This window comes from Paenibacillus sp. sg306046 (assembly GCF_059821225.1).
This window is the reverse complement of sequence record NZ_JCAMRT010000004.1, coordinates 276,251-295,055: the sequence shown is the minus strand read 5'-3', so window position 1 is coordinate 295,055 and position 18,805 is coordinate 276,251. Positions and strand designations below refer to the sequence as shown.

Annotated in this window: 21 protein-coding genes and 3 pseudogenes; 8 read left to right on the top strand and 16 right to left on the bottom strand. The window is 53.0% G+C overall.

What is annotated here, in order from left to right:
• Positions 1-362 precede the first annotated feature (362 nt).
• Positions 363-926, top strand: a complete 564-nt coding sequence (locus AC6ROY_RS06315) for a class I SAM-dependent methyltransferase (RefSeq protein WP_500099258.1) — start codon at positions 363-365, stop codon at positions 924-926.
• Positions 927-986: 60 nt separating this feature from the next.
• Here the strand turns inward: AC6ROY_RS06315 and AC6ROY_RS06310 are convergent, their stop codons facing one another.
• Together AC6ROY_RS06310 and thrS are read right to left on the bottom strand one after the other, a co-directional pair.
• On the bottom strand, positions 987-1,640 hold the full coding sequence (locus AC6ROY_RS06310) for a hypothetical protein (protein WP_500099257.1): 654 nt from the start codon (positions 1,638-1,640) through the stop codon (positions 987-989).
• Between the two features lie 103 nt (positions 1,641-1,743).
• Positions 1,744-3,654 carry a threonine--tRNA ligase gene (gene thrS, locus AC6ROY_RS06305; RefSeq protein ID WP_500099256.1) on the bottom strand — a complete coding sequence of 637 codons (1,911 nt, stop codon included), beginning with the start codon at positions 3,652-3,654 and terminating at the stop codon, positions 1,744-1,746.
• Between the two features lie 554 nt (positions 3,655-4,208).
• On the opposite strand from thrS, the gene AC6ROY_RS06300 reads away from it, so the two are divergent.
• Entirely contained in the window at positions 4,209-5,132 is a 924-nt protein-coding gene (locus AC6ROY_RS06300; protein ID WP_500099255.1) for an ArsR/SmtB family transcription factor, read from the top strand.
• Between the two features lie 245 nt (positions 5,133-5,377).
• Here AC6ROY_RS06300 and AC6ROY_RS06295 read toward each other — a convergent pair whose 3' ends face one another.
• The 5 genes and pseudogenes from AC6ROY_RS06295 to AC6ROY_RS06275 all read right to left on the bottom strand — a co-directional run.
• Positions 5,378-5,674: a DUF6509 family protein gene (locus tag AC6ROY_RS06295; RefSeq protein WP_500099254.1), complete on the bottom strand. Its 297-nt coding sequence runs from the start codon at positions 5,672-5,674 to the stop codon at positions 5,378-5,380.
• A gap of 81 nt (positions 5,675-5,755) precedes the next feature.
• Complete coding sequence (locus AC6ROY_RS06290) at positions 5,756-6,337, bottom strand: NAD(P)H-dependent oxidoreductase (protein WP_500099253.1); 582 nt, start codon at positions 6,335-6,337, stop codon at positions 5,756-5,758.
• A gap of 125 nt (positions 6,338-6,462) precedes the next feature.
• On the bottom strand, positions 6,463-6,885 hold the full coding sequence (locus tag AC6ROY_RS06285; RefSeq protein ID WP_500099252.1) for a MarR family winged helix-turn-helix transcriptional regulator: 423 nt from the start codon (positions 6,883-6,885) through the stop codon (positions 6,463-6,465).
• Between the two features lie 105 nt (positions 6,886-6,990).
• Positions 6,991-7,728: an aliphatic sulfonate ABC transporter substrate-binding protein gene (locus AC6ROY_RS06280; protein ID WP_500099251.1), complete on the bottom strand. Its 738-nt coding sequence runs from the start codon at positions 7,726-7,728 to the stop codon at positions 6,991-6,993.
• Between the two features lie 28 nt (positions 7,729-7,756).
• Positions 7,757-7,957: pseudogene (locus AC6ROY_RS06275) on the bottom strand (TauD/TfdA family dioxygenase); the annotation flags it as partial.
• Here AC6ROY_RS06275 and AC6ROY_RS06270 point away from each other — a divergent pair.
• The 4 genes and pseudogenes from AC6ROY_RS06270 to AC6ROY_RS06255 all read left to right on the top strand — a co-directional run.
• Positions 7,946-8,050, top strand: a pseudogene (locus AC6ROY_RS06270) (ABC transporter permease); the annotation flags it as partial. The pseudogenes AC6ROY_RS06275 and AC6ROY_RS06270 overlap by 12 nt on opposite strands.
• A 320-nt stretch (positions 8,051-8,370) precedes the next feature.
• Positions 8,371-9,003 (top strand): 3-hexulose-6-phosphate synthase, encoded by a 633-nt coding sequence (hxlA, locus tag AC6ROY_RS06265; RefSeq protein WP_500099289.1) that lies wholly within the window; start codon positions 8,371-8,373, stop codon positions 9,001-9,003.
• Positions 9,004-9,006: 3 nt separating this feature from the next.
• Positions 9,007-9,564, top strand: a complete 558-nt coding sequence (hxlB, locus tag AC6ROY_RS06260; protein WP_500099250.1) for a 6-phospho-3-hexuloisomerase — start codon at positions 9,007-9,009, stop codon at positions 9,562-9,564.
• Between the two features lie 88 nt (positions 9,565-9,652).
• The gene (locus AC6ROY_RS06255) at positions 9,653-10,009 is read left to right on the top strand and encodes a winged helix-turn-helix transcriptional regulator (protein ID WP_500099249.1); all 357 of its coding nucleotides are present in this window, start codon (positions 9,653-9,655) and stop codon (positions 10,007-10,009) included.
• 271 nt (positions 10,010-10,280) lie between these two features.
• On the opposite strand, the gene infC is transcribed toward AC6ROY_RS06255, so the two are convergent.
• Positions 10,281-10,769, bottom strand: coding sequence for a translation initiation factor IF-3 (gene infC / locus AC6ROY_RS06250; RefSeq protein WP_500099247.1), 489 nt, complete (start codon positions 10,767-10,769; stop codon positions 10,281-10,283).
• Positions 10,770-10,850: 81 nt separating this feature from the next.
• Between infC and yxiS the strand changes: the two genes are divergently transcribed.
• Positions 10,851-11,159 carry a protein YxiS gene (yxiS, locus tag AC6ROY_RS06245; RefSeq protein WP_500099246.1) on the top strand — a complete coding sequence of 103 codons (309 nt, stop codon included), beginning with the start codon at positions 10,851-10,853 and terminating at the stop codon, positions 11,157-11,159.
• A gap of 309 nt (positions 11,160-11,468) precedes the next feature.
• On the opposite strand, the gene AC6ROY_RS06240 is transcribed toward yxiS, so the two are convergent.
• Together AC6ROY_RS06240 and AC6ROY_RS06235 are read right to left on the bottom strand one after the other, a co-directional pair.
• The gene (locus AC6ROY_RS06240; RefSeq protein ID WP_500099244.1) at positions 11,469-11,729 is read right to left on the bottom strand and encodes a YqkE family protein; all 261 of its coding nucleotides are present in this window, start codon (positions 11,727-11,729) and stop codon (positions 11,469-11,471) included.
• Between the two features lie 498 nt (positions 11,730-12,227).
• Positions 12,228-13,286: a rod shape-determining protein gene (locus AC6ROY_RS06235; RefSeq protein ID WP_500099243.1), complete on the bottom strand. Its 1,059-nt coding sequence runs from the start codon at positions 13,284-13,286 to the stop codon at positions 12,228-12,230.
• Positions 13,287-13,338: 52 nt separating this feature from the next.
• Here AC6ROY_RS06235 and AC6ROY_RS06230 point away from each other — a divergent pair, with 52 nt between their 5' ends.
• The gene (locus AC6ROY_RS06230; RefSeq protein WP_500099242.1) at positions 13,339-13,617 is read left to right on the top strand and encodes a hypothetical protein; all 279 of its coding nucleotides are present in this window, start codon (positions 13,339-13,341) and stop codon (positions 13,615-13,617) included.
• Here AC6ROY_RS06230 and AC6ROY_RS06225 read toward each other — a convergent pair.
• From AC6ROY_RS06225 to AC6ROY_RS06200, 6 genes and pseudogenes are all read right to left on the bottom strand, one after another.
• Complete coding sequence (locus AC6ROY_RS06225; protein ID WP_500099240.1) at positions 13,597-13,791, bottom strand: hypothetical protein; 195 nt, start codon at positions 13,789-13,791, stop codon at positions 13,597-13,599. The two genes, AC6ROY_RS06230 and AC6ROY_RS06225, sit on opposite strands and share 21 nt — an antisense overlap.
• A gap of 71 nt (positions 13,792-13,862) precedes the next feature.
• On the bottom strand, positions 13,863-14,717 hold the full coding sequence (locus tag AC6ROY_RS06220) for a phosphotransferase family protein (RefSeq protein WP_500099239.1): 855 nt from the start codon (positions 14,715-14,717) through the stop codon (positions 13,863-13,865).
• 73 nt (positions 14,718-14,790) lie between these two features.
• Entirely contained in the window at positions 14,791-15,588 is a 798-nt protein-coding gene (locus AC6ROY_RS06215; RefSeq protein WP_500099237.1) for an aminoglycoside phosphotransferase family protein, read from the bottom strand.
• 390 nt (positions 15,589-15,978) lie between these two features.
• Positions 15,979-16,656 (bottom strand): HAD family hydrolase, encoded by a 678-nt coding sequence (locus AC6ROY_RS06210; RefSeq protein WP_500099235.1) that lies wholly within the window; start codon positions 16,654-16,656, stop codon positions 15,979-15,981.
• 221 nt (positions 16,657-16,877) lie between these two features.
• Positions 16,878-17,078 (bottom strand): annotated as a pseudogene (locus AC6ROY_RS06205) (carbohydrate-binding protein); the annotation flags it as partial.
• 33 nt (positions 17,079-17,111) lie between these two features.
• Positions 17,112-18,770: a pectate lyase family protein gene (locus AC6ROY_RS06200; RefSeq protein ID WP_500099234.1), complete on the bottom strand. Its 1,659-nt coding sequence runs from the start codon at positions 18,768-18,770 to the stop codon at positions 17,112-17,114.
• Positions 18,771-18,805 lie beyond the last annotated feature (35 nt).

The following is an 18,805-nucleotide window of genomic DNA, read 5'->3' as shown; positions in this document are numbered from 1 at the left end:
TCTAGCTGTCACCACCTGTAGGTCCAATCTGTTTATCGCTTTGAGCTTAGCATATCGAAAAAATAAAGCGCAGACAACTGCTGTCTGCCGCTTTCCGCATAAGGTTCTATGAAACTTTTAGCGGGCTTCCTTCGTCATCTATGTCATAGTCTTCCTGCCGGCGTCAGCGGGCAGCAGGTTCCGACAGCACTGGACTAAAGTCTCGGCGGCTTCAGGACTTTGGTCCAGTCGAAAACAGACCGCTGGTGCGTATCGCTAGCACGTCATCTCCATTATGATAGTGTCAATCCATTAAAAAATTCGGCGGCCGCAAGCTTCATGCTTCACATCATAGACCCGCGCCCCTGGGAGGTTTCTTTTTCATGTATACGTTTGTCCAAGACAAATTGCTGTTTCTGCAAAAATTTATCCAATCCCCCAAGCAAATCGGCAGCGTCATCCCGAGCTCCAGACAGCTTGCCCTGAGCATGCTGCAAGCCGTCGACTCGGAGCAAACCCTGAATATCGCCGAGCTTGGCGCCGGCACCGGGGCAATCACCCGCCATTTGCCTCGCGTTACGACCGCGGCCTCCAATGTGTTTTTGTTTGAAAAGGATTACCGGCTGCGGATGGATCTGATGAAGCATTTCCCCTGCTACCATCACTGTGCGGAAGCGACCACGCTGGTCGCGGCCATCCGTGAAAAAGGCGTGCAGGAGCTGGACTGCATCATCAGCGGGCTCCCTTACTTTAATTTCCCGCAGCATTTGCGGGACGCGCTGCTGGAGCAAATCGTCCTGGCGCTGAAGCCGGGCGGCCAATTTATTGCCTTCCAATATTCGCTGCAGATGAAGGAGCAATTTTCCCGCTATCTGGAGCTGGAAGCGGTTCAACTGACCTGGATGAATTTCCCCCCCGCGTTCGTCTACATATGCCGCAAGCGGTAACATGCACAAGAACCTTCAGTCCAGTTGCCTGGAAGCTGAAGGTTCTTTTCTGCGCTCCGATTATCCGAGTATATCCTGCTCCTGATAAGCAAATAACGTCTCAATCGGCTTGAAAAACAGATGCCCGTCCGGCCATGGCTGAAAATGAAGGTCCATGCGCGAGGTACTCCAGTCCTCCGGCGTGCCGGACGTAGCGAGCTTCCGGGGAAGCACAGGCTCCTCCACGACCTTCGGAAACTCCTGGTAGCCGAACAGCAGATTTTCGTGCAGCCCGATGATCTCATATTTCGGCCCGTGGAACGCGTGCTCCTCCTGCAGCTGATAATGATAATAAATATAGCTCGCCGCCATCTCCGGCTTCAGATGCGCAACCCGGCCGACCTGACGCTCAGCCGGCGTCTTGCGCCGCCAATGGTCGGCATCCCGGGGCGCGTTGAAATGAAACACGTCGATCAGCGAAATCCACTTGCGCGGCTCCGCCTGCCCCGGCCAGTCCTGCAAGCAAGCCGCTGCTTGCGGCAGCAGCATCTCCGGAGACAGTGCTTCCTCCATACATTCGTAATACAGAAACACATGCTCCTGCCAGCGGAAGCCGGCCGCCGTCATCAGACGTCCTTCCCGGATCAGCCGCGCGGCCTCTCCTCCGGTCCGTATATAGGCATCTCCCGCCTGGTCGCCAGCCAGCAGCTGCGCCCTCGCCATCACTCTGATCATCTTGGCGTCCCCCTCCGTTTGTGTGTAACGTGTGTAACGCTTGTCGCGTGCGTCCATCTGCCCCGCATATTTACCGTTTCTCGCGAATCATCTGCCTGCATCATTACCGTTTCTCGCGAATTTCGTCCAGCATCCGATCCGTCAGCGCCTCCAGCGGCATCGCGCCGAGGTCGCCTTCTCCCCTCTTCCGGACCGATGCCGTGCCGGATAACCGCTCCTTTTCGCCAATGACGAGCACATACGGAATTTTTTCCAGCTGCGCCTCGCGGATTTTGTAGCCGAGCTTTTCGTTGCGGCTGTCTGTCTGAACGCGGATGCCCGCCTGCTCCAGCTCCCGTTTCACCCGCAGCGCCTCTTCCACGTAATGATCCGACACCGGCAGCACCTTCGCCTGCACCGGCGCCAGCCATAGCGGAAACGCGCCCGCGTAATGCTCTGTCAGCATGCCGATAAAACGGTCAATCGAGCCGTATACCGCGCGGTGAATGACGACCGGCCGATGCTTCTGGTTGTCATCGCCGATGTACGTCAGGTCAAACTTCTCGGGCATTTGAAAATCGAGCTGAATCGTGCCGCATTGCCAGCTGCGCTTGAGCGCATCGGAAATATGGAAGTCGATTTTCGGCCCGTAAAACGCCCCGTCCCCTTCATTGATCCGGTACGGGACGCCCCGGCTGTCCAGCACCCGGCTAAGCGATGCTTCCGCCTGATCCCATAGCTCCTGCGAGCCCATCGAATCGTCGGGGCGCGTGGACAGCTCCAGCCGGTATTCGAAGCCAAACACCGCATACATCCGGTCGATCAGCTCCAGCACCCGGCCGATTTCCTCCTCAATCTGGTCGGGACGCACAAACAAGTGCGCGTCGTCCTGGCAAAACGTGCGAACCCGCATCATGCCGTTCAGCGCGCCGGACATTTCATGCCGGTGCACCTGACCGTATTCGGCGATCCGGATCGGCAGCTCGCGGTACGAATGCAGACTGTCCTTGAAAATAAGCATATGGCCCGGACAATTCATCGGCTTGAGCGCAAACGTCGTATGGTCCACATCCGTAAAATACATATTGTCCTTGTAGTGATCCCAATGACCGGATTGCTCCCACAGCCGGTTGTTCATCATCAGCGGCGTGCGTACCTCATCATAGCCGCTCCGGCGCTGCAGCTCGCGCTCGAACGCTTCCAGCTCATTGCGGATCGCCATCCCTTTGGGCAAATAAAACGGCATGCCGGGCGCTTCCTCCGAAAACATAAACAGCCCCAGCTCCTTGCCGAGCTTGCGATGGTCGCGCTGCCGCGCCTCTTCCAGCAGCCGCAGATGCTCCTCCAGCCGGGACTGCTTCGGAAACGCCGTGCCATAGATGCGCTGCAGCATCCGGTTGCGCGAATCGCCGCGCCAGTAAGCTCCGGCAACGCCTGTCAGCTTAAACGCCTTGATCCAGCCTGTGGAGGGCAGATGCGGCCCGCGGCACAAGTCGACAAATTCGCCCTGCTCATACAAGCTGATCTCCGCATCGTCCGGCAGGTCGCTGATCAGCTCCAGCTTGAGCGGCTCCGCCAGCCTCGCAAACAGCTCCAGCGCTTCCTCGCGGCTCACCGTACGGCGCACAATCGGCCAATTTTCCTGCGCGATCCGGCGCATCTCCTGTTCAATTTCGTCAAGCTGCTCCGTCGACAGCGGCTCAGCCATGTCCAGGTCGTAATAAAAACCGTCCGCGATGACAGGTCCGATGCCCAGCTTCACAGACTGCCCGTACAGGCGGCGAATCGCCTGCGCCATCAGATGCGCCGTGCTGTGCCGGTACACCTCCAGACCGGCCTCGCTGTCCAGCGTCACCAGCTCCAGTTGTACGTCCTCATGCAGCGGGCGATCCAGATCGACGAGCTGGCCGTTCATCCGCCCGGCGACCGTCTGCTTGCGCAAGCTGACACTCAGCAACGCGGCGACCTGCCCGACTGTCGTCCCCTGCGCGACCTCCCGAATCGTCCCGTCTGCCCCTTTAATCTGAATATGCATCCTGCACAGCCTCCTTCTCCGAATAATTATGAATGGTTCAAATTGAACGCAAAAAAACGCCTCATCCCGCCAAGGGACGAGTGCGTTCAGCTCGTGGTTCCACCCTCATTCGACCTGCGCCTCCGGCTCGCTCTCCCGCCGAAGCGCAAGAGCAGCGTTACGGCTGCAAGGTCCTTATTCGGTATCCGGTATCGGGGATAAACCGGCCACGCTTACTGCCGCAGACAGCTCCGGATCATTCGGACTGCGGGTTCAACGCTGCGGCTGCAAAGGGGTAATCCGGCATGCGGCACAGAAGAAGCTTTCAGCTATCGCTTCTCTCTCTGGGCAGTCCTGCATGGGGATCATGTCTTTGGTCAACGCCTGCTTGGGTATGAATGGTTATCATCTTAAACACGCGGCCGGCGATTGTCAAGCGGCAATTGTGGAAATACCGCCGTCGTGTAAATGCGCCAAGCGTCCTCCCTATGCGGACAGGCGATAATCCTTTATAATTAAGCAACGGCTTCGCACAAGGGCCAGGAAGCACTTACACCTGAGGAGGATCGGCGTTCATGCTGCATATCAAAGAACTTCGCTCCGGCCTGTCTATATTCAAAGCACTCGGCTCGGACATACGGATTGAAATTTTGGAGCTGCTGGTCAAGCACCACAGTCTGAACCTCAACGATTTGGCTACACATCTTAAACTAACCAATGGCGCCATCACGATGCACATCAAGAAGCTGGAGGACAGCGGGCTCATTCGCATCACAACCGCCGTCGGCAAACACGGCATTCAGAAAATGTGCTATTTAAACGAAGACAAGCTGATCGTGGACCTGCGCAGCGCAGACACGGACAACCTGTACGAGGTTGAGATCAAAATCGGCCACTACAGCCACTTTCAGGCGGCTCCGACCTGCGGTCTGGCGACCCGCGACAGCATTATCGGCGAGTTTGACGACCCCCGTTTTTTTGCCGATCCGCAGCGGATTGACGCGCAAATTTTATGGCTGTCCGAAGGGTTCGTTGAATACCGGATTCCGAATTATATCAAGCAAAATCAAGTTTTCCGCGAGCTGCAATTTGCAATGGAGCTTGGCTCGGAGGCTCCGGGCTACTGCAATAACTACCCGTCCGACATCTACTTTTACGTCAACGGCGTCGAGCTGGGCTACTGGACCAGCCCCGGCGATTTCGGCGATGTCCGCGGCACGTTTAATCCCGACTGGTGGCCGCCTTACCTGAACCAATACGGCATGTTCAAGCTGGTTCGCATCAATGACGACGGCTGTTACATCGACGGCAGCCGCCTGTCGGATATCAGCCTGTCCGACCTCAAGCTTGATCACAAAAGCGATATCGTGCTGCGGATTGAGGTCGGCGACAAAGCACGCAACAAACGCGGCTTCACGTTGTACGGCAAAAGCTTCGGCAACTACAACCAGGACCTGCTGGCCCGGGTGCTGTATGCCGAGCAGGCTTTGCCCTCTTAACTTGACTCAATCGGGGGCACATCGCTTGTGCGGCCTATCGGTTTATTACGCCAGGCGAGGCGCGCCAGGTGTTGTTTACGGCTGAGTTGAAGCTAGCAAAGAAGCACCCGCCCCATCGTCAGGATGGCAGCGGCTGCTTCTTTCATTTACGTATGTTTGCTTATCGTAACTTCAGTGCCAGAAACGCCGAGGGCGAGGGCGCCAACAATCACGCCAGCCATCCCGGCCCTGGGCTGCGTTCCGTACTACTCGTTTCCTTCGGACCAATGCTCCCGGCAAAACGTTTGCAGCACAACCAACTCATCGTCCTCCAGATCAAAGTCAAGCAGCTGCTCCGTCGTCCGCTCATAAATATCGTATTTCACGATATCGCCCTGCTCGCCGACCACCCGGTACACCACCCGGATGTATAAGCCCTGCTCCGAGTACAGCTCGTCATCCTCCGGCACTTCGATATCAATGATGAATTCGTAACGGGCTCCCTCCAAAATTTGAAACGGGTCCTTCACGAAATCGACCTGGTATTCCGTTATTTGAAACATCCAATCACCCTCTCTGCGCATCCTTCCTATCTTACCCCGAAAGACGGGCAGGAAGCAACCAGCAGGCGCAGCCGATTACGATTAGCCAAGCGAGCTGACTGTCGCCTCAACCTGCTTGAGAACTTCCTTCAAACCGGCCTCGCCCACACCCGGCACATTGCCGAAAAACAGATGGCCTACCGGCTCAATCCCGGTAAATTCGAAAATCCCGGTGTCCGAGGTCAGCTTCATCGCGGCTGTCATGCCGATTTGGTCGTAAATTTCAGCCGGCGTTCCATGTGTGTTGATGATGAAGCCCTTTTTGCCAGTCAGCAGCTTGTCAATGCCTGCTTCCTCATACGCATAAGCAAAGCCGTAGGAAAACACGCGGTCCACATAACCTTTCAGAATCGCGGGCATCCCGGTCCACCAGACAGGATAAATAAACGTAACCAGATCGGCTTTCGCCACCAGCTCCTGCTCCGCCTGAATATCCGCCGGCGTCTGTCCGGCGCGCATAGCGGCCGTGTCCTCCGGCTTCAGCACCGGCTGAAAGTCAAGCGCGTACAAGTCGCGCACGGTCACTTCATGTCCTTGCTGCTCCAGCGCGGCTTTCGCTGTTTCAAGAATGGCGTGGTTAAAGCTGTCCGGATTCGGGTGAGCGTACACAATCAGATGATTCATGGTATCAAACCTCCAAGTTTTAGGTGAATTTGAGTAAAGCCACATCCTAGAATTTGCCGATTCAACGACGATATACATAGACATCTATGTATGTCCCGGAAAAAAATCAGATTCCAGCTCAAGGGCTAAAATCGGCGAACAACATGCTCCAGCAGCTGCTCCAGCTGCTGCTGCTCGGCGGCCGATAGACCGCCATAAATAGCTTCATTCAGCGTATGCGACACGGCTTCAAACACGGGCTGGAGCTGTCGGCCTTTTGCCGTCAGGCGGATTCGGATCAGACGTCCGTCCTCGCTGCTTTTCACCCGCTCGACGTAGCCAAGCTTCTCCAGCTTGTTCACCAGAACCGTAACCGTCGGCTGGGTGCGGTTAATTTTCTCCGTCAGCTCCTTGATCGACAAGCCGTCCTGCTGAAACAGAAAGACGAGAATATCACCATGCGAGGGCACGAGGTCAGCAATTCCGCGCTGCTCCAGCTCCAGCATAATTTTGGCGTTAACAGCTGATTTAATTTTCCCGATCAGGGACGCGGCGTTGAAATTTGGCATACGCCCATTATATATAGATATCTATATAAATTCAAGCCTTGTTTTATTTCAAAGCAGCCTCCGCAAACTGATTATGCACCGCTGTCTTGAAATCAACCCTTTTCTTCAAAATCCGTTCACCAGCAGCAAGTCGGCCGTCTCCTGCTGAGCTTGAATGGTCTTGTCCGTATAAGGCTGCATAATGGGACTTGAGTTGGTCAGCAAGCTTTTCAGCGTGGCCACCGGAATTTTCTTCTGCTCTGCAAATAATTGCGCCGCCTCGTCCTGGTTCGCTTTGATCCAATCCGCCGCTTTATTGTATTCCTTGAGATTGGCTGTCACCAGCTCCGGATGCTTGGCCGCGAACTGTGTCTGGGCAATCAGCGAGCCGGGAGCAAGGATGCCCTCCTGGTCCCAGGTCACCGCGCGGGCTTTGCCGCCGTCCACATGCACGGTGATGTTCGGGTCCCATACAATCCAGGCATTGAGCTGACCGCTGGAGAACGCCGCCGCCGCATCATCCTGCTGCAGATTGATGACCTCCACATCCTTGGGCTGCAGGCCGCGGGCTTTCAGCAGCTTGAGCAAATACACGTGGGCCGTCGTCCCCTTGGCCAAGCCAACCTTCTTGCCCTTCGGCTCTTCGACGCGGGTAATCGGACTTGCGGGCGGCACGAGCAGTGCGTCCGCCCGGTTCCCCTCGGACATCAGCCCGATAATCGGGAACGGCAGGCCGGAGGAAAGCCCGTTAAGCGTCGCGCCGTCTCCCAGAAACGATACATCCACACGGCCGGCGGCCAGCGCCGCGCTCACTAGCAGCACCACGCTCGCCAGCAAAGCTCGTTTGGCAGTTCGTTTAATCATGAAGGCTCCTCGCTCCTGTTGTTGTACTTTAGAATAGCGCATCGCCGACAATAGACACCCGCTCCACGACACGTCGGTTCGGGAAGTAATCCGACACGGCATAATGCTGCGTAGCCCGTTTATCCCAGGAAGCGACCGAATCCTTGGACCAGCGGAACCGGACCTGATATTCCGGCAGATGAGCCTGGGCGAACAAATACTTCAGCAAGGCCTCCCCTTCCTCGGCATCCTGTTATTTGCCGCCGTCGGCAAGCTGTCCGACTCGCTTGTTCGGTTGCTTGAGCAGCGGCTGCTACGCTGGCAGGACAGCTACCGGGGATAACGGCTGCACGCCGACCGTTGAGCAGAACTCAGGTATACCGGATGGCGGGATACGCGCTACGGAAGCTCAAGCTCTCATGTAGCGCCGTCTGGCGCTCCCAGAAAAATCCGCCCCAACACCCCGTCATCCGTTAAAACGGAACGGGGTGTTTCGCGTCACAAGCTGCTGTCAGCACGTGGATTCGCCCCTTCTTAGGCTCCAATAGTTTCCTACAGGTAACTACACCACGCGAAAGTGCGTACTTCCGCGATTCGCCTGTTGCCTCTACAATAGGGCTGTGCAATAAACAACCAACAATCAACGATAAGGGGCGATACATGATGCAATTGCAGCTGGCATTGGATCTGGTAGATATTCAGGGAGCTATTGAAGTCGTAAAAGCGGTGGAGCCGTATGTCGATATCGTGGAGATCGGCACGCCGATCGTCATTAATGAAGGGCTGCACGCCGTCAAAGCCTTGAAGGAAGCGTATCCGGGCCTGACCGTGCTGGCCGACCTCAAGGTTATGGACGCAGGCGGCTACGAAGTCATGAAAGCCTCCGAAGCAGGCGCAGACATTATTACCGTGCTGGGCGTTTCCGCAAACTCGACGATCAGCGGAGCGGTCGAAGAAGCCCGCAAGCAAGGCCGCAAGGTCATGGTTGACATGATTAACGTAGCAGACATTGCCGCTCGCGCTGCTGAAATTGATGCGCTTGGCGTTGATTACATTTGCGTACATTCCGGCTACGACCACCAGGCTGAAGGCAAAAACTCATTCGAGGATTTGGCAACCATTAAGCAAGTCGTCAAGCAGGCCAAAACAGCGGTAGCCGGCGGCATCAAGCTGGACACGCTTCCGGCAGCCATTCAAGCGAATCCCGACCTCGTCATTGTAGGCGGCGGCATTACAGGAGCGCCTGACATGGCGGCTGCAGCGGCGGCGATGCAGAAGCTCGTCCGGCAGGCGTAACTTATGCGTGTTCATGATTACTACGTGGCTGTCGCCGAGGAACTATCCGCGGCTGGCAGCCGCTATGCCGTAGAGGAAGCGGAACAGTTTGCGGAGCGGGTCGCTGCCGCAGGCAAAGTATTTGTAGCGGGCGCGGGTCGCTCCGGGCTGATGGGCAAAGCGTTTGCGATGCGGCTGATGCATCTGGGCCTGCAAGCTTATGTCGTCGGTGAAACGGTAACGCCGGGCATCGGCCAGGACGATCTGCTGGTGCTTGGCTCCGGCTCCGGAGAAACGGGCAGCCTGATCGTCATGGCGCGCAAGGCTGCTGCGCTGGGCGCAGGCATCGGGGTCGTTACGGTTCAGCCGCATTCGACGCTGGGTCAGCTTGCCGATGTTACCGTCCGGCTGACCGCCACCGCCAAAGAGCAAAACGAAGGCCAGCGCGGCACGATTCAGCCGATGGCTTCTCTGTTCGAGCAAAGTCTGCTGCTCTTCTACGATGCGGTTATTTTGAAGCTGATGGACATGAAGGGGCTTGATTCCGGCACCATGTACGGCAGCCACGCCAACCTGGAGTAGCCCACGTCTCGATTGGCTTGAGCGAAGCCCAGCTGATGTGAAAAAAAGCGGTTTGTCGTGTATACTGGGGAAATAGGGGGAATGCAGCGTGGTGCAGCAACTGAATTCACGTATCAATTTGAAGGAAATCAACTGCGAGAAAGAGCTGACGCTGGCGGTAATCGGCGGCAAGTGGAAGCTGATCATCCTTTGGCATCTCGGCCTGGAAGGCACCAAGCGGTTCAGCGAGCTGAAAAAGATGATTCCTCATATTACCCAGAAGATGCTGACGAACCAGCTCCGCGAGCTGGAGGACGATCTGCTGGTTGAGCGTAAAGTATACGCCGAGGTGCCGCCCAAGGTGGAATATTCGTTGACCGCCTACGGGACAAGCCTGATGCCTGTGCTTCGCCTCATGTACGAATGGGGTAAAAATTACGGAAACGAAGTCGTGTGGAAGCCTTGAAGCGGGAGCAAAGGCCACGGCCTAAGGTTTGGCCAGTTGGTTTGCGGTCCATGTCCCGCTGACTCTTCCAGCTGCTCTGGAAATTCATATCTCTCATGCATAACCTCGCACGTATATCGTCCTGCGCCGCATCAGCTCCATGAACAACGGCTGCTCGATGGAGCATTCCAGGACAGAAGCTCCCTAATTTAAGAAAAGTATCCTTTTCAGCAAACATCCCCTGCGATCCGCTGCGGCGCGCTTTTCAAACGTTTGCTCACCTGCCGCGCTGTCACTGCCCCGACAGCAGCGGGTCCAACTGGACGGCGGCTTGCTTGCCGCTCAGTTGAATGCCCGTTTTCTTCCGGCCCAGCCCGCTCAGACCCGCGGACAGCTCCTCCAGTAGTCGCTTGGCCCGCTCGCCGTCGGCCTTCCCCTGCAGACGAATGACGAACAAGACGGCATCCCCGCCCCGCAGCAGCCGCTCCGCCTGCTGGCGTTTCGTGTCGAGATCATGCTCCTCAATGGCCGGTGTAAGCCGGATCTCCTTCACCTTGGCCGGACGCTCCTGCTTGCGTGCTTGCTGCGCGCTTTCCTTGGCCGCTGCCGCTCCGATTAGCCGACAAGGCGGCGGGCTGCTGAGCAGCGAGGAGCAGACAAGATCAACCTTGAGCTTGCGGGCCATGGCCAGCGCCTCGGCGGTCGGGACGATGCCGAGATCCTCACCGTTGATACCCGTCAGCTGTACCTCGGAGGCTTTAATTTTTTCATTTTTTATCATTGTGAACACTCCTGCATTTTCGTTATAATATCCCGTATGACCGACCTGCCACTCAAGACAAATCACCCGAGGAGTTTTCTAATGAGCCGTAAAGAAATCGAAGAGGAAGTTATCCGCAACTACCAGCGCGATGAAGAGATGATGATTCTCATCTTTGCGCAATGGTCTATTAACCATGGACTTGACCCGGCCACGCTGTACGCCCGCGCTTATCCGGCGCAGGAGCCAAGCGTCCGGCTGCAGCAAGCTTTGGAGCTGACAGTTCCGAGGGAGGAATCCTCCCTTATTCCTGACGAAACGCTGCTTGGCGTGCTGGCGCTGTTCGGCAACGATGATCTCGCCTTCGTCGTTACGGAAGAAATCGCAAAACGCAAGCCGTCGAGCCGCTAACCGCGTCGACAGCAGCAGGGAGCAGGCTCCAGGTGCCAGGCCTGAGCTGCCTTAGCCTGCTGACCGGGCCAGGAGCGCTCAACGTTCCGACCCGGGCTAGCTTGGGCCGCACCGATCCGATACGGATGCCCAATTTGACTCAGAGCGGCGGCCGGAGTCTGCGCAGTAATTTGCAGCGAAGCTCCGGCACGCCAGCCGGGCCTTCCGTACCGCGTTCACCCCGAGCTAGCCTCTCGGCATCGTCTGCTGCACACAACAAAGATTCCGCGTCCGCGCGGAAATGTTACCTCGTAACCAACAAAGCTGGCATCACGACTTGTGATGCTTCCAATCCGCGCTGTTGTTCAGCAAATATTCAAAGTCGTTTTCCAGGCGCTTCTGCTCCGCCTTACGAGCTGCCTCCGCCTGCTGACGCTGCACCTCGCGCTGCTGCTGCTCATCGGCCTTCATCGCATCGGCTTGTGCCTTGAGCTTGTCCACAATAGCCGGATTCAGCAAATCCTTCAGCGTTGCCGGTTTATCAGCAGCAGCTGGCGTCGCAGCCGTATGTCTTCCTTTTTTCTTAGCCATCCGTTATCCCTCCAATGTCACTTGCTTCCATCTATTATACCACAGGATGCAGCTATTGCTTTTGCTTTATTCCCCAGCAACTATCCTTTAAAGTCATGTTTGTTGCGACAAATTGTCAGCCGGTTCCATCAAGGAAATGAGAGCCGTCCCGCTTAACCCGAAATCCTTGTTTCATGCTGAATCAACTACGATTTTCAGGACGCATTCGCATGTATCCGATGAAAGGATTGCACGGGGAGGCGCCTCATTATTCCAAAAAAATGACCTTAGCCTCCACAGCTAGGTGAAGGACAAGGTCATTTTGTAACATCGAAAGCGCTATAGCTTTTCTTAGTGCAACATCTGTATGCAAAGTGGGAGATCAGATCTCCCAACTGAAGATCGGGACAAGCTGCCTGTCCGGCCGATCGGTCTGTCAGACTCCTTCCTACTGTGTCTCCAAGCCTGCTGCCTCATCCTTATCTCGCCACAAGGCATCGGCTGCTGCCGGTTGTTGTCTCAAGCATTCGACTGCATCCTTTCACCGTCGGCTTCCCCCGCAGCCATCATTGGGACTGGCTGCGACCACACCTGCAGACGGCGGCTTTCCTTGTCCGTCAGCAGCATCCCGGTGCCCAGCGCTGTGCAGGCCAATGGCTGCTCCGCGGTATGCACCGGAACGCCTGTCTCCGCGCGAATCCGCTCATCGAGCCCTTCCAGCAGCGCGCCGCCGCCGCACAGCATGATGCCATTTTCGACAACGTCCCCGGCCAGCTCAGGCGGACACCGTTCCAGCGTCGCGCGGATCGCATCGATCAGCATGCCGAGAAAGTCGGCGACTACCGTATGAATTTCGCGAGAGCTCAGTTGGATCGACCGCGGCAATCCGGCGACGACATCGCGACCGCGAATGTCGATCGTTTTTTCCGGCGAAGTCGGGCTGGCCGTACCAATCGTTTTCTTGATATGCTCGGCGGTGCGCTCCCCGATTTCCAGGTTGTACTGCCGCTTCACATAGTCGATAATATCGCGGTCAATCGACATGCCCGCCTGCGGGATCGTGTGGCTGGCGACGATGCCGCCCAAGGACAGCACCGCGACCTGGCAGGTGCCGCCACCGATATCAAGCACCAGATAACCGGCCGGTTCCTCAATCGGAAGCCCCGCCCCAAGCGCCGCAGCCAGCGGCTCCTCCACCGCGACCGCCTTGCGCGCGCCTTTATGAATAATCGTTTCCTCGACAGCCCGCTTCTGCACATTCGTAATGCCGCTCGGAACCGATATATAGACCTGCGAACCGCGCAGCAGCGACTTGCGCCCCTGCACCTTGCGAATAAATTGCTGCAGCATCGCGCTGGTCATCTCGAAATTCGCGATAACGCCGTTGCGCAGTGGATATGTAATCTCAACATGCGCGGGAGCCCGCCCGATCATCGCTTGCGCTTCCGCGCCGACCGCGATCAGCTCGCCGGTGCCCTGATCGCGTGCGACAACTGACGGCTCGTTCAGCACAATGCCTTTTCCCCGTTGAAAAATAACCGTATTCGACGTTCCCAGATCAATGCCGTATACATTCAAACTTTTTGAACATAAGCTTCTCTCCTCCTTGGTTAGGTAAATCCGGGCCGGGATGGAAGCGGATTTGTCCAGCCAATCTCTATACTATTCTGAGGAGAGCGTTGATTTAAGGGGGGCTGTCACGATATTCCAGCTCGGCAACGCCAAAAACCCGGCGCTCTCACGAGCGGCCGGGCTGGGTGGTTCAGGTTATTTTTTATTCCGCAGCATACCGTTCCAACAGCTCCGCTCCGGCGATGTATTTGACAAACGCATCCTTGTTACTGCCGGTCTTACTGCAAGCTCTATACGACAGTCACTGCTTCTTTATTCATTTCAGCAAGATTTTTAATAGCAAACCCATTGCCTTGACAATATCCCTGATTGAAGCTCCCCAAGCATAAAAATAGGCCATTAAAATAATCGAAGTTACGAGGGCGGCAACCAGCGCATTGTACCTGTACTTAACATATACAGCAGAAATCGCCAATAAAATCCCACCTACAAGATGCAGCGCTATATTCATGTTCGTTTCCTTTCGCTGGCAGTTCTCCAATCTGTATCGCTAAGTCCAACGCCACAGCCAACATTATTTGATTATACTTTTTGCTCATCCAGATAACTCTTAATGACTTGGATCAATACCTTTTTCTCATCCTCCGAAATTCCATCCGCTGCTAATTTTCTCGCTGCAGTAGGTATGATCCAAGGCTCGACCTCGCGATAAGTAACGCCCGTTAATTTTGTATATTCGTCCATAAACAGATCAATGATCAGCTCTCGGATGGAATCCAAGTAAGCCGACACTCTGCCGGAGAGATTCGCTGGTAAAATCGCGTATCTGATCATGATCACAAACTCAGCCAAGTCTGCTTCCGGATTCCCAATGGAGGCATTCATCCAATCAATCATGACAGCATCACGATCCGACTTGAACAAAATATTATTGGGATTCGGATCTCCGTGGCATAACACGTGCTTGGCAGGCAAAGCATCCAGGGCAGAAATGACCGCTTCCTTTTCAGCTGATGTTAAATAGCGAGCACTACGTATTCCACCTTTAATCTGAACCCTTTGACCAGTAAGCTGGCTTACATTCGTTGTTTGATGAATTTGACTCAGTAATCGTGCCAAAAGGCGAAAATCATCCCCATTAAAGCTGGCCGGACCGTTGTCTTCATGCAAGGCTTGTTTCAAGAAACGCTGCATTAAGGTTTCTCCTGAAACCCGTTCCACAACAATTCCGAAACGACCCTCTACATGCAACAAATCAAACGGTTGCGGAACAGGAAGTCCGCAGTCCCACGCAATTCGATTGTTAAGGTACTCTTTTCTCATAGCGTCCGCATTTGTATTTGGCTTTGCCAGCTTGATTACCTTGGTGTGATCCTCTAACTCAAAAACTTCAGAGCATCCCCCTTCAGCAAACTTTTGTCCAAGAGTTATGTCCATGTTTGGTATCTCCTTTGTAATGATATCCTTCCTTCGGGACAGTCAAAAGTTCTTGTCGAAAATTGCAACATAGTCATAAACGATCTCGAATAACCTGAACTAACGTTCGTTTCTCTGACTCAGGAATCCATTCATGCAACCGGGCTGCTGCAACGGGAACGATCCACGCCTTAATGTCATCAACGGAATACATGGCTCTCTGCAAGTATGCATTCATATAACAGCCCACAAGCTGCTCCCTGTTCTCAGCCAGAAAAGCTCTGACAGAATCGGGCGCTTCTTCTGGCAATTGCCCATATGTAAGCAGCAGATAAGTTCTTGCCACATCTCCCGCGGGGCTTCCCTGCCTCCCCGTCATCCAATCAATGACCCAGTTCTTTCCCTCACTTTGCATGATATTATCAGGATGAAAATCGTTATGGCACAGCTTATTGTCATCCGGGAGAGCATCTAATTTCTTATAAATCAGGTCCTTCTCATCATTCATTAAATAAGGAGCACGTTTAATCTGCTCTGCTAAGACGATCTTTTGCTTTGGGAAATTGTCTACGGAAAACTGATGAATACTGGAATGCACAGCCGCCAGATTGGACGCCTCTTGATCCACCCTTATAGAACGGGTACACATGGAGCGGAGCATCGTATGTCCATGAACGCGGGCATATACGATCCCTTTTCGACCTGCAAAATCAATTAACTCCTTAGCCTGCGGAGTCTGTAGCCCGAGTTCATAAACAGCCTTGCTGTTATTAAATTCTGCTACAATTATATCAACGGACATTTCAGATCTAAACAGCTTTACGATATGCTCGCTGTCCAACTCCATGATTTCAGCAGTTCGGCCGAATGCAATAATGTCAGTTTCCTTCACAATGACTCACCCCTCGATTTGATTGACTTTCCCGTAGCCAAACTCTATTGCCCTATTAACAAAACGAACGCGTACAAGACCCTCAGTCCCCAACCTGTGATCAATGAATATGCCCAATTGATCCAAAGAGCCGATTCAAACAGGTTCAATTGATGATTTCCCAGATATAAAATTGAAAATCCCGATGATTACAAGGTAAGTTATGTAGCCTAAAACTTGACCTGCACTAAATGTGAATAATAATTTCATGCAGCTCAGCTCAATCTGCAACTGGTTGTGCTTTTCTATCTCAATCACGTCCCGCTATGGCCAGCGTTTTGGATTAACTTAACTGCACTCTCTTTGTTGCTAGACTTCAAATGGTAGCCTGCACTGAATTCACTCATTTGTCTACACTTCTTTCCTGGGGGAATACTGCCACAAATTTTGCAGAGACTCAAATTTAATATTTTTAATACTGTTTACTATATAATCCGAAGCCGAAAGGTCCTGATTGCCAGAATTGATATTCATATAACCGATGCACTTCATCCCAGCAGCTTGGGCTGCGGCTATTCCGTTCCTAGAATCCTCAAGCACGACGCATGTGTCAGCTTCAACGCCTAGAAGTTCTGCTATTCGTAAATAAACGTCTGGCGCCGGTTTTCCTTTCACTACTTCTTCTCCGCTAATGATTTGACTGAAAAAATGTTGAATCTGAAACTTTTCTAATACAGCCTTAATAAACACCCTTGGCGATGAAGAGGCCAGTCCGATCTTCATATCATTCCGTTGCAGCATTTCGAGCAGCTCCGTTATTCCTTCTATAGGTTGTTCATTAGACTCGCCAAGTAGTGTCAGCTTCATATCCAATTGAATGTTTATGATTTCTTCAACCGTTTCGTTTAAACCATATTTAACAATTAACTTCGACCACATTTCCGGATTTGTCATTCCAACATATTCTTCAAGCTCCTCATTGCTAATGTCAACTCCGAGCTTATTCATTACATATTTGTCAACTTTAAAATGGAGCGGCTCACTATCTATAATGACTCCATCCATATCAAAAATAAATGAATTGAACATAACTATATTATACTCCTTTGTCTGAAAATCTCGTAAATCGACTGAACAATTTGAACTCCGTTGACTTATAAGCCTGGCTCCCCCTTTCTTTATTCAATACATCCCAAAATATCCCTGCATGCTTGCATATTTTTATCCAACCAAACGGGACAGCCGCCAATGAAGGGACTGTCCCGTTGCTTTCGAGTCTTCAAACTGTCCGCTTGCGGATCGGCTGCCTTTTATTGCGTTCCCGTCAGGCTGCCCAGTCTGATCTCGATGTTTCCTCCCGCTGTCGTCGCGACTCGTGCATCAAATTTTGTCCGTCCGAGATTTCCAAAGTTGATATTATTGAATACGAGATAATCGCCATTATGAATAAATCCTACGTTTTGCCCGCCTTCCGAGCCGGCTTCTGTTTGGACGCCCGACATGCTGGAGTAGCTTTCGGCTTCGACCGTCGGATAAAATGCGCCTCAAGAGCCATAATTCACTTTCAGCCAATCGGCCGCACTCAGACTAATTTTTGATACACCGGCGTACTGGCTGACCGTTGACACCACGCTGGACAGAGGGAAGGTTTGATAAGCATAAGGCAGTTGCTCATTTGTCGCATAAGTGAACGTAAATGGGGTAGTCGGCGGATTCGATTTGCTCATATTTTCGACCCCGACGATGCGTGAAGACCAAGCCCAATTCCCGATCGTTGATTTGTTATACCAATTCATGCCGCTTGTAAATGCATTAACCCCATTATTATCCCAACTGCTGCCTGTATAAGTGCCGCTATTATTTGTTACAGACGAATTTACAATCAAGCTGCGGTTTAATGCATGTTGAAACAAGGAATCAAATGGAGCATTCATATTGCCTGTATCATCACCCTGACGTTCGGCGCCAATCAGCGGTTCATTAAATGCATTGTAAACGTTCGTATCCGCTCCGATGGAAGCGCCGTTTCTCGCGTTTAAGCCACGCGCTAATTTATCGCCGCCATGTGTAGCGATTGCTGGAACACTGTCGATTGAATTTTTATGCGTGGAATTATCGAAGTAATTGTTAAATACATGTCCTGTTCCTTGGCGAATCATAGGCAAGCGTTGCCCGACATTTGTATAGCGATTATATGCCAGCGTAAGCCTCAGTCTTTGATTCCCGTCCTTCACTTCAACTCCGTTCGAGCCGACGTAATTCGTATAGTCTTTATCGCCGGAGCCAACCAGGTGAACCTTGGAGTGATAAGCTGCATAAGCCATAATTTGATTTTTGGAAGCGCCCCCATTTCTCATCTTATAATAGACGCTTGTTGACGAATTCAAAGTGCCGGCCGCATATTTTTGCTCCATAAAGTCAATCGACTTGTAAATCGAGCTGCTCGTAGCCGGATTTTGATTAGCTGCTAAGCCAAATTCATTCCAGGACAAGGTCACATTGGTTGATCCATTTTCCAGATCAATCATTCCATCCGCGGCCATGGAAAACTTGCAGTGGTCAATCCAAACATTATTAGCTCCATTCACCTTGATAAATGTCCAGCCTACTTCCTTATGTTGGCCGGAGTCGTCCCATTGCCACATTTCATCAAAGCTAAGGTTTCGAATGACGATATCATTGACGGAAGTCTGCAGCTTCAGTTCAGCATGCTTGATGGCTTTGCCTGACGTCGAGAAAATGGTCAAGCCATTTACATTTGAAATGTTTAATTTGGATACCCCGGAAGCAGCCAGCAGAGGATTCGTAAAGCCATTCGTCGGGTTCGGATATTTGCTAATGAAGCTGTATTGTGTAATTTCTGCAGGAGTAAGAGCTAATTCCGTCCAGCCCAAATTAATGTTATTTGTAATTTCAATGACTTTAACAGTACCATTACCTGCATCCTTGATGGCCTGCAGAAACTCTCTTCCATTGCTAACGGTCCGGTAATAAGAGGTTCCCACATAGCTGCTGCGATTATTTACCCCCAAAGATGCATAGCCAGGAACCGATAAAAAGCTGCTCTCATAGTTCTTCTCGACCTTAGTCGTGTTCGGCAGTGAATTAATCACGGCTGCCTCTACTGTGCTGCCAGGAGCGACGAGCGATGACGTTACCAATAAAGTTCCAAATACGAAACCGCTTACTACCTTTTTAATCATGAAAAACATTCCTCCTTAAAATGTGAATGTTTCAT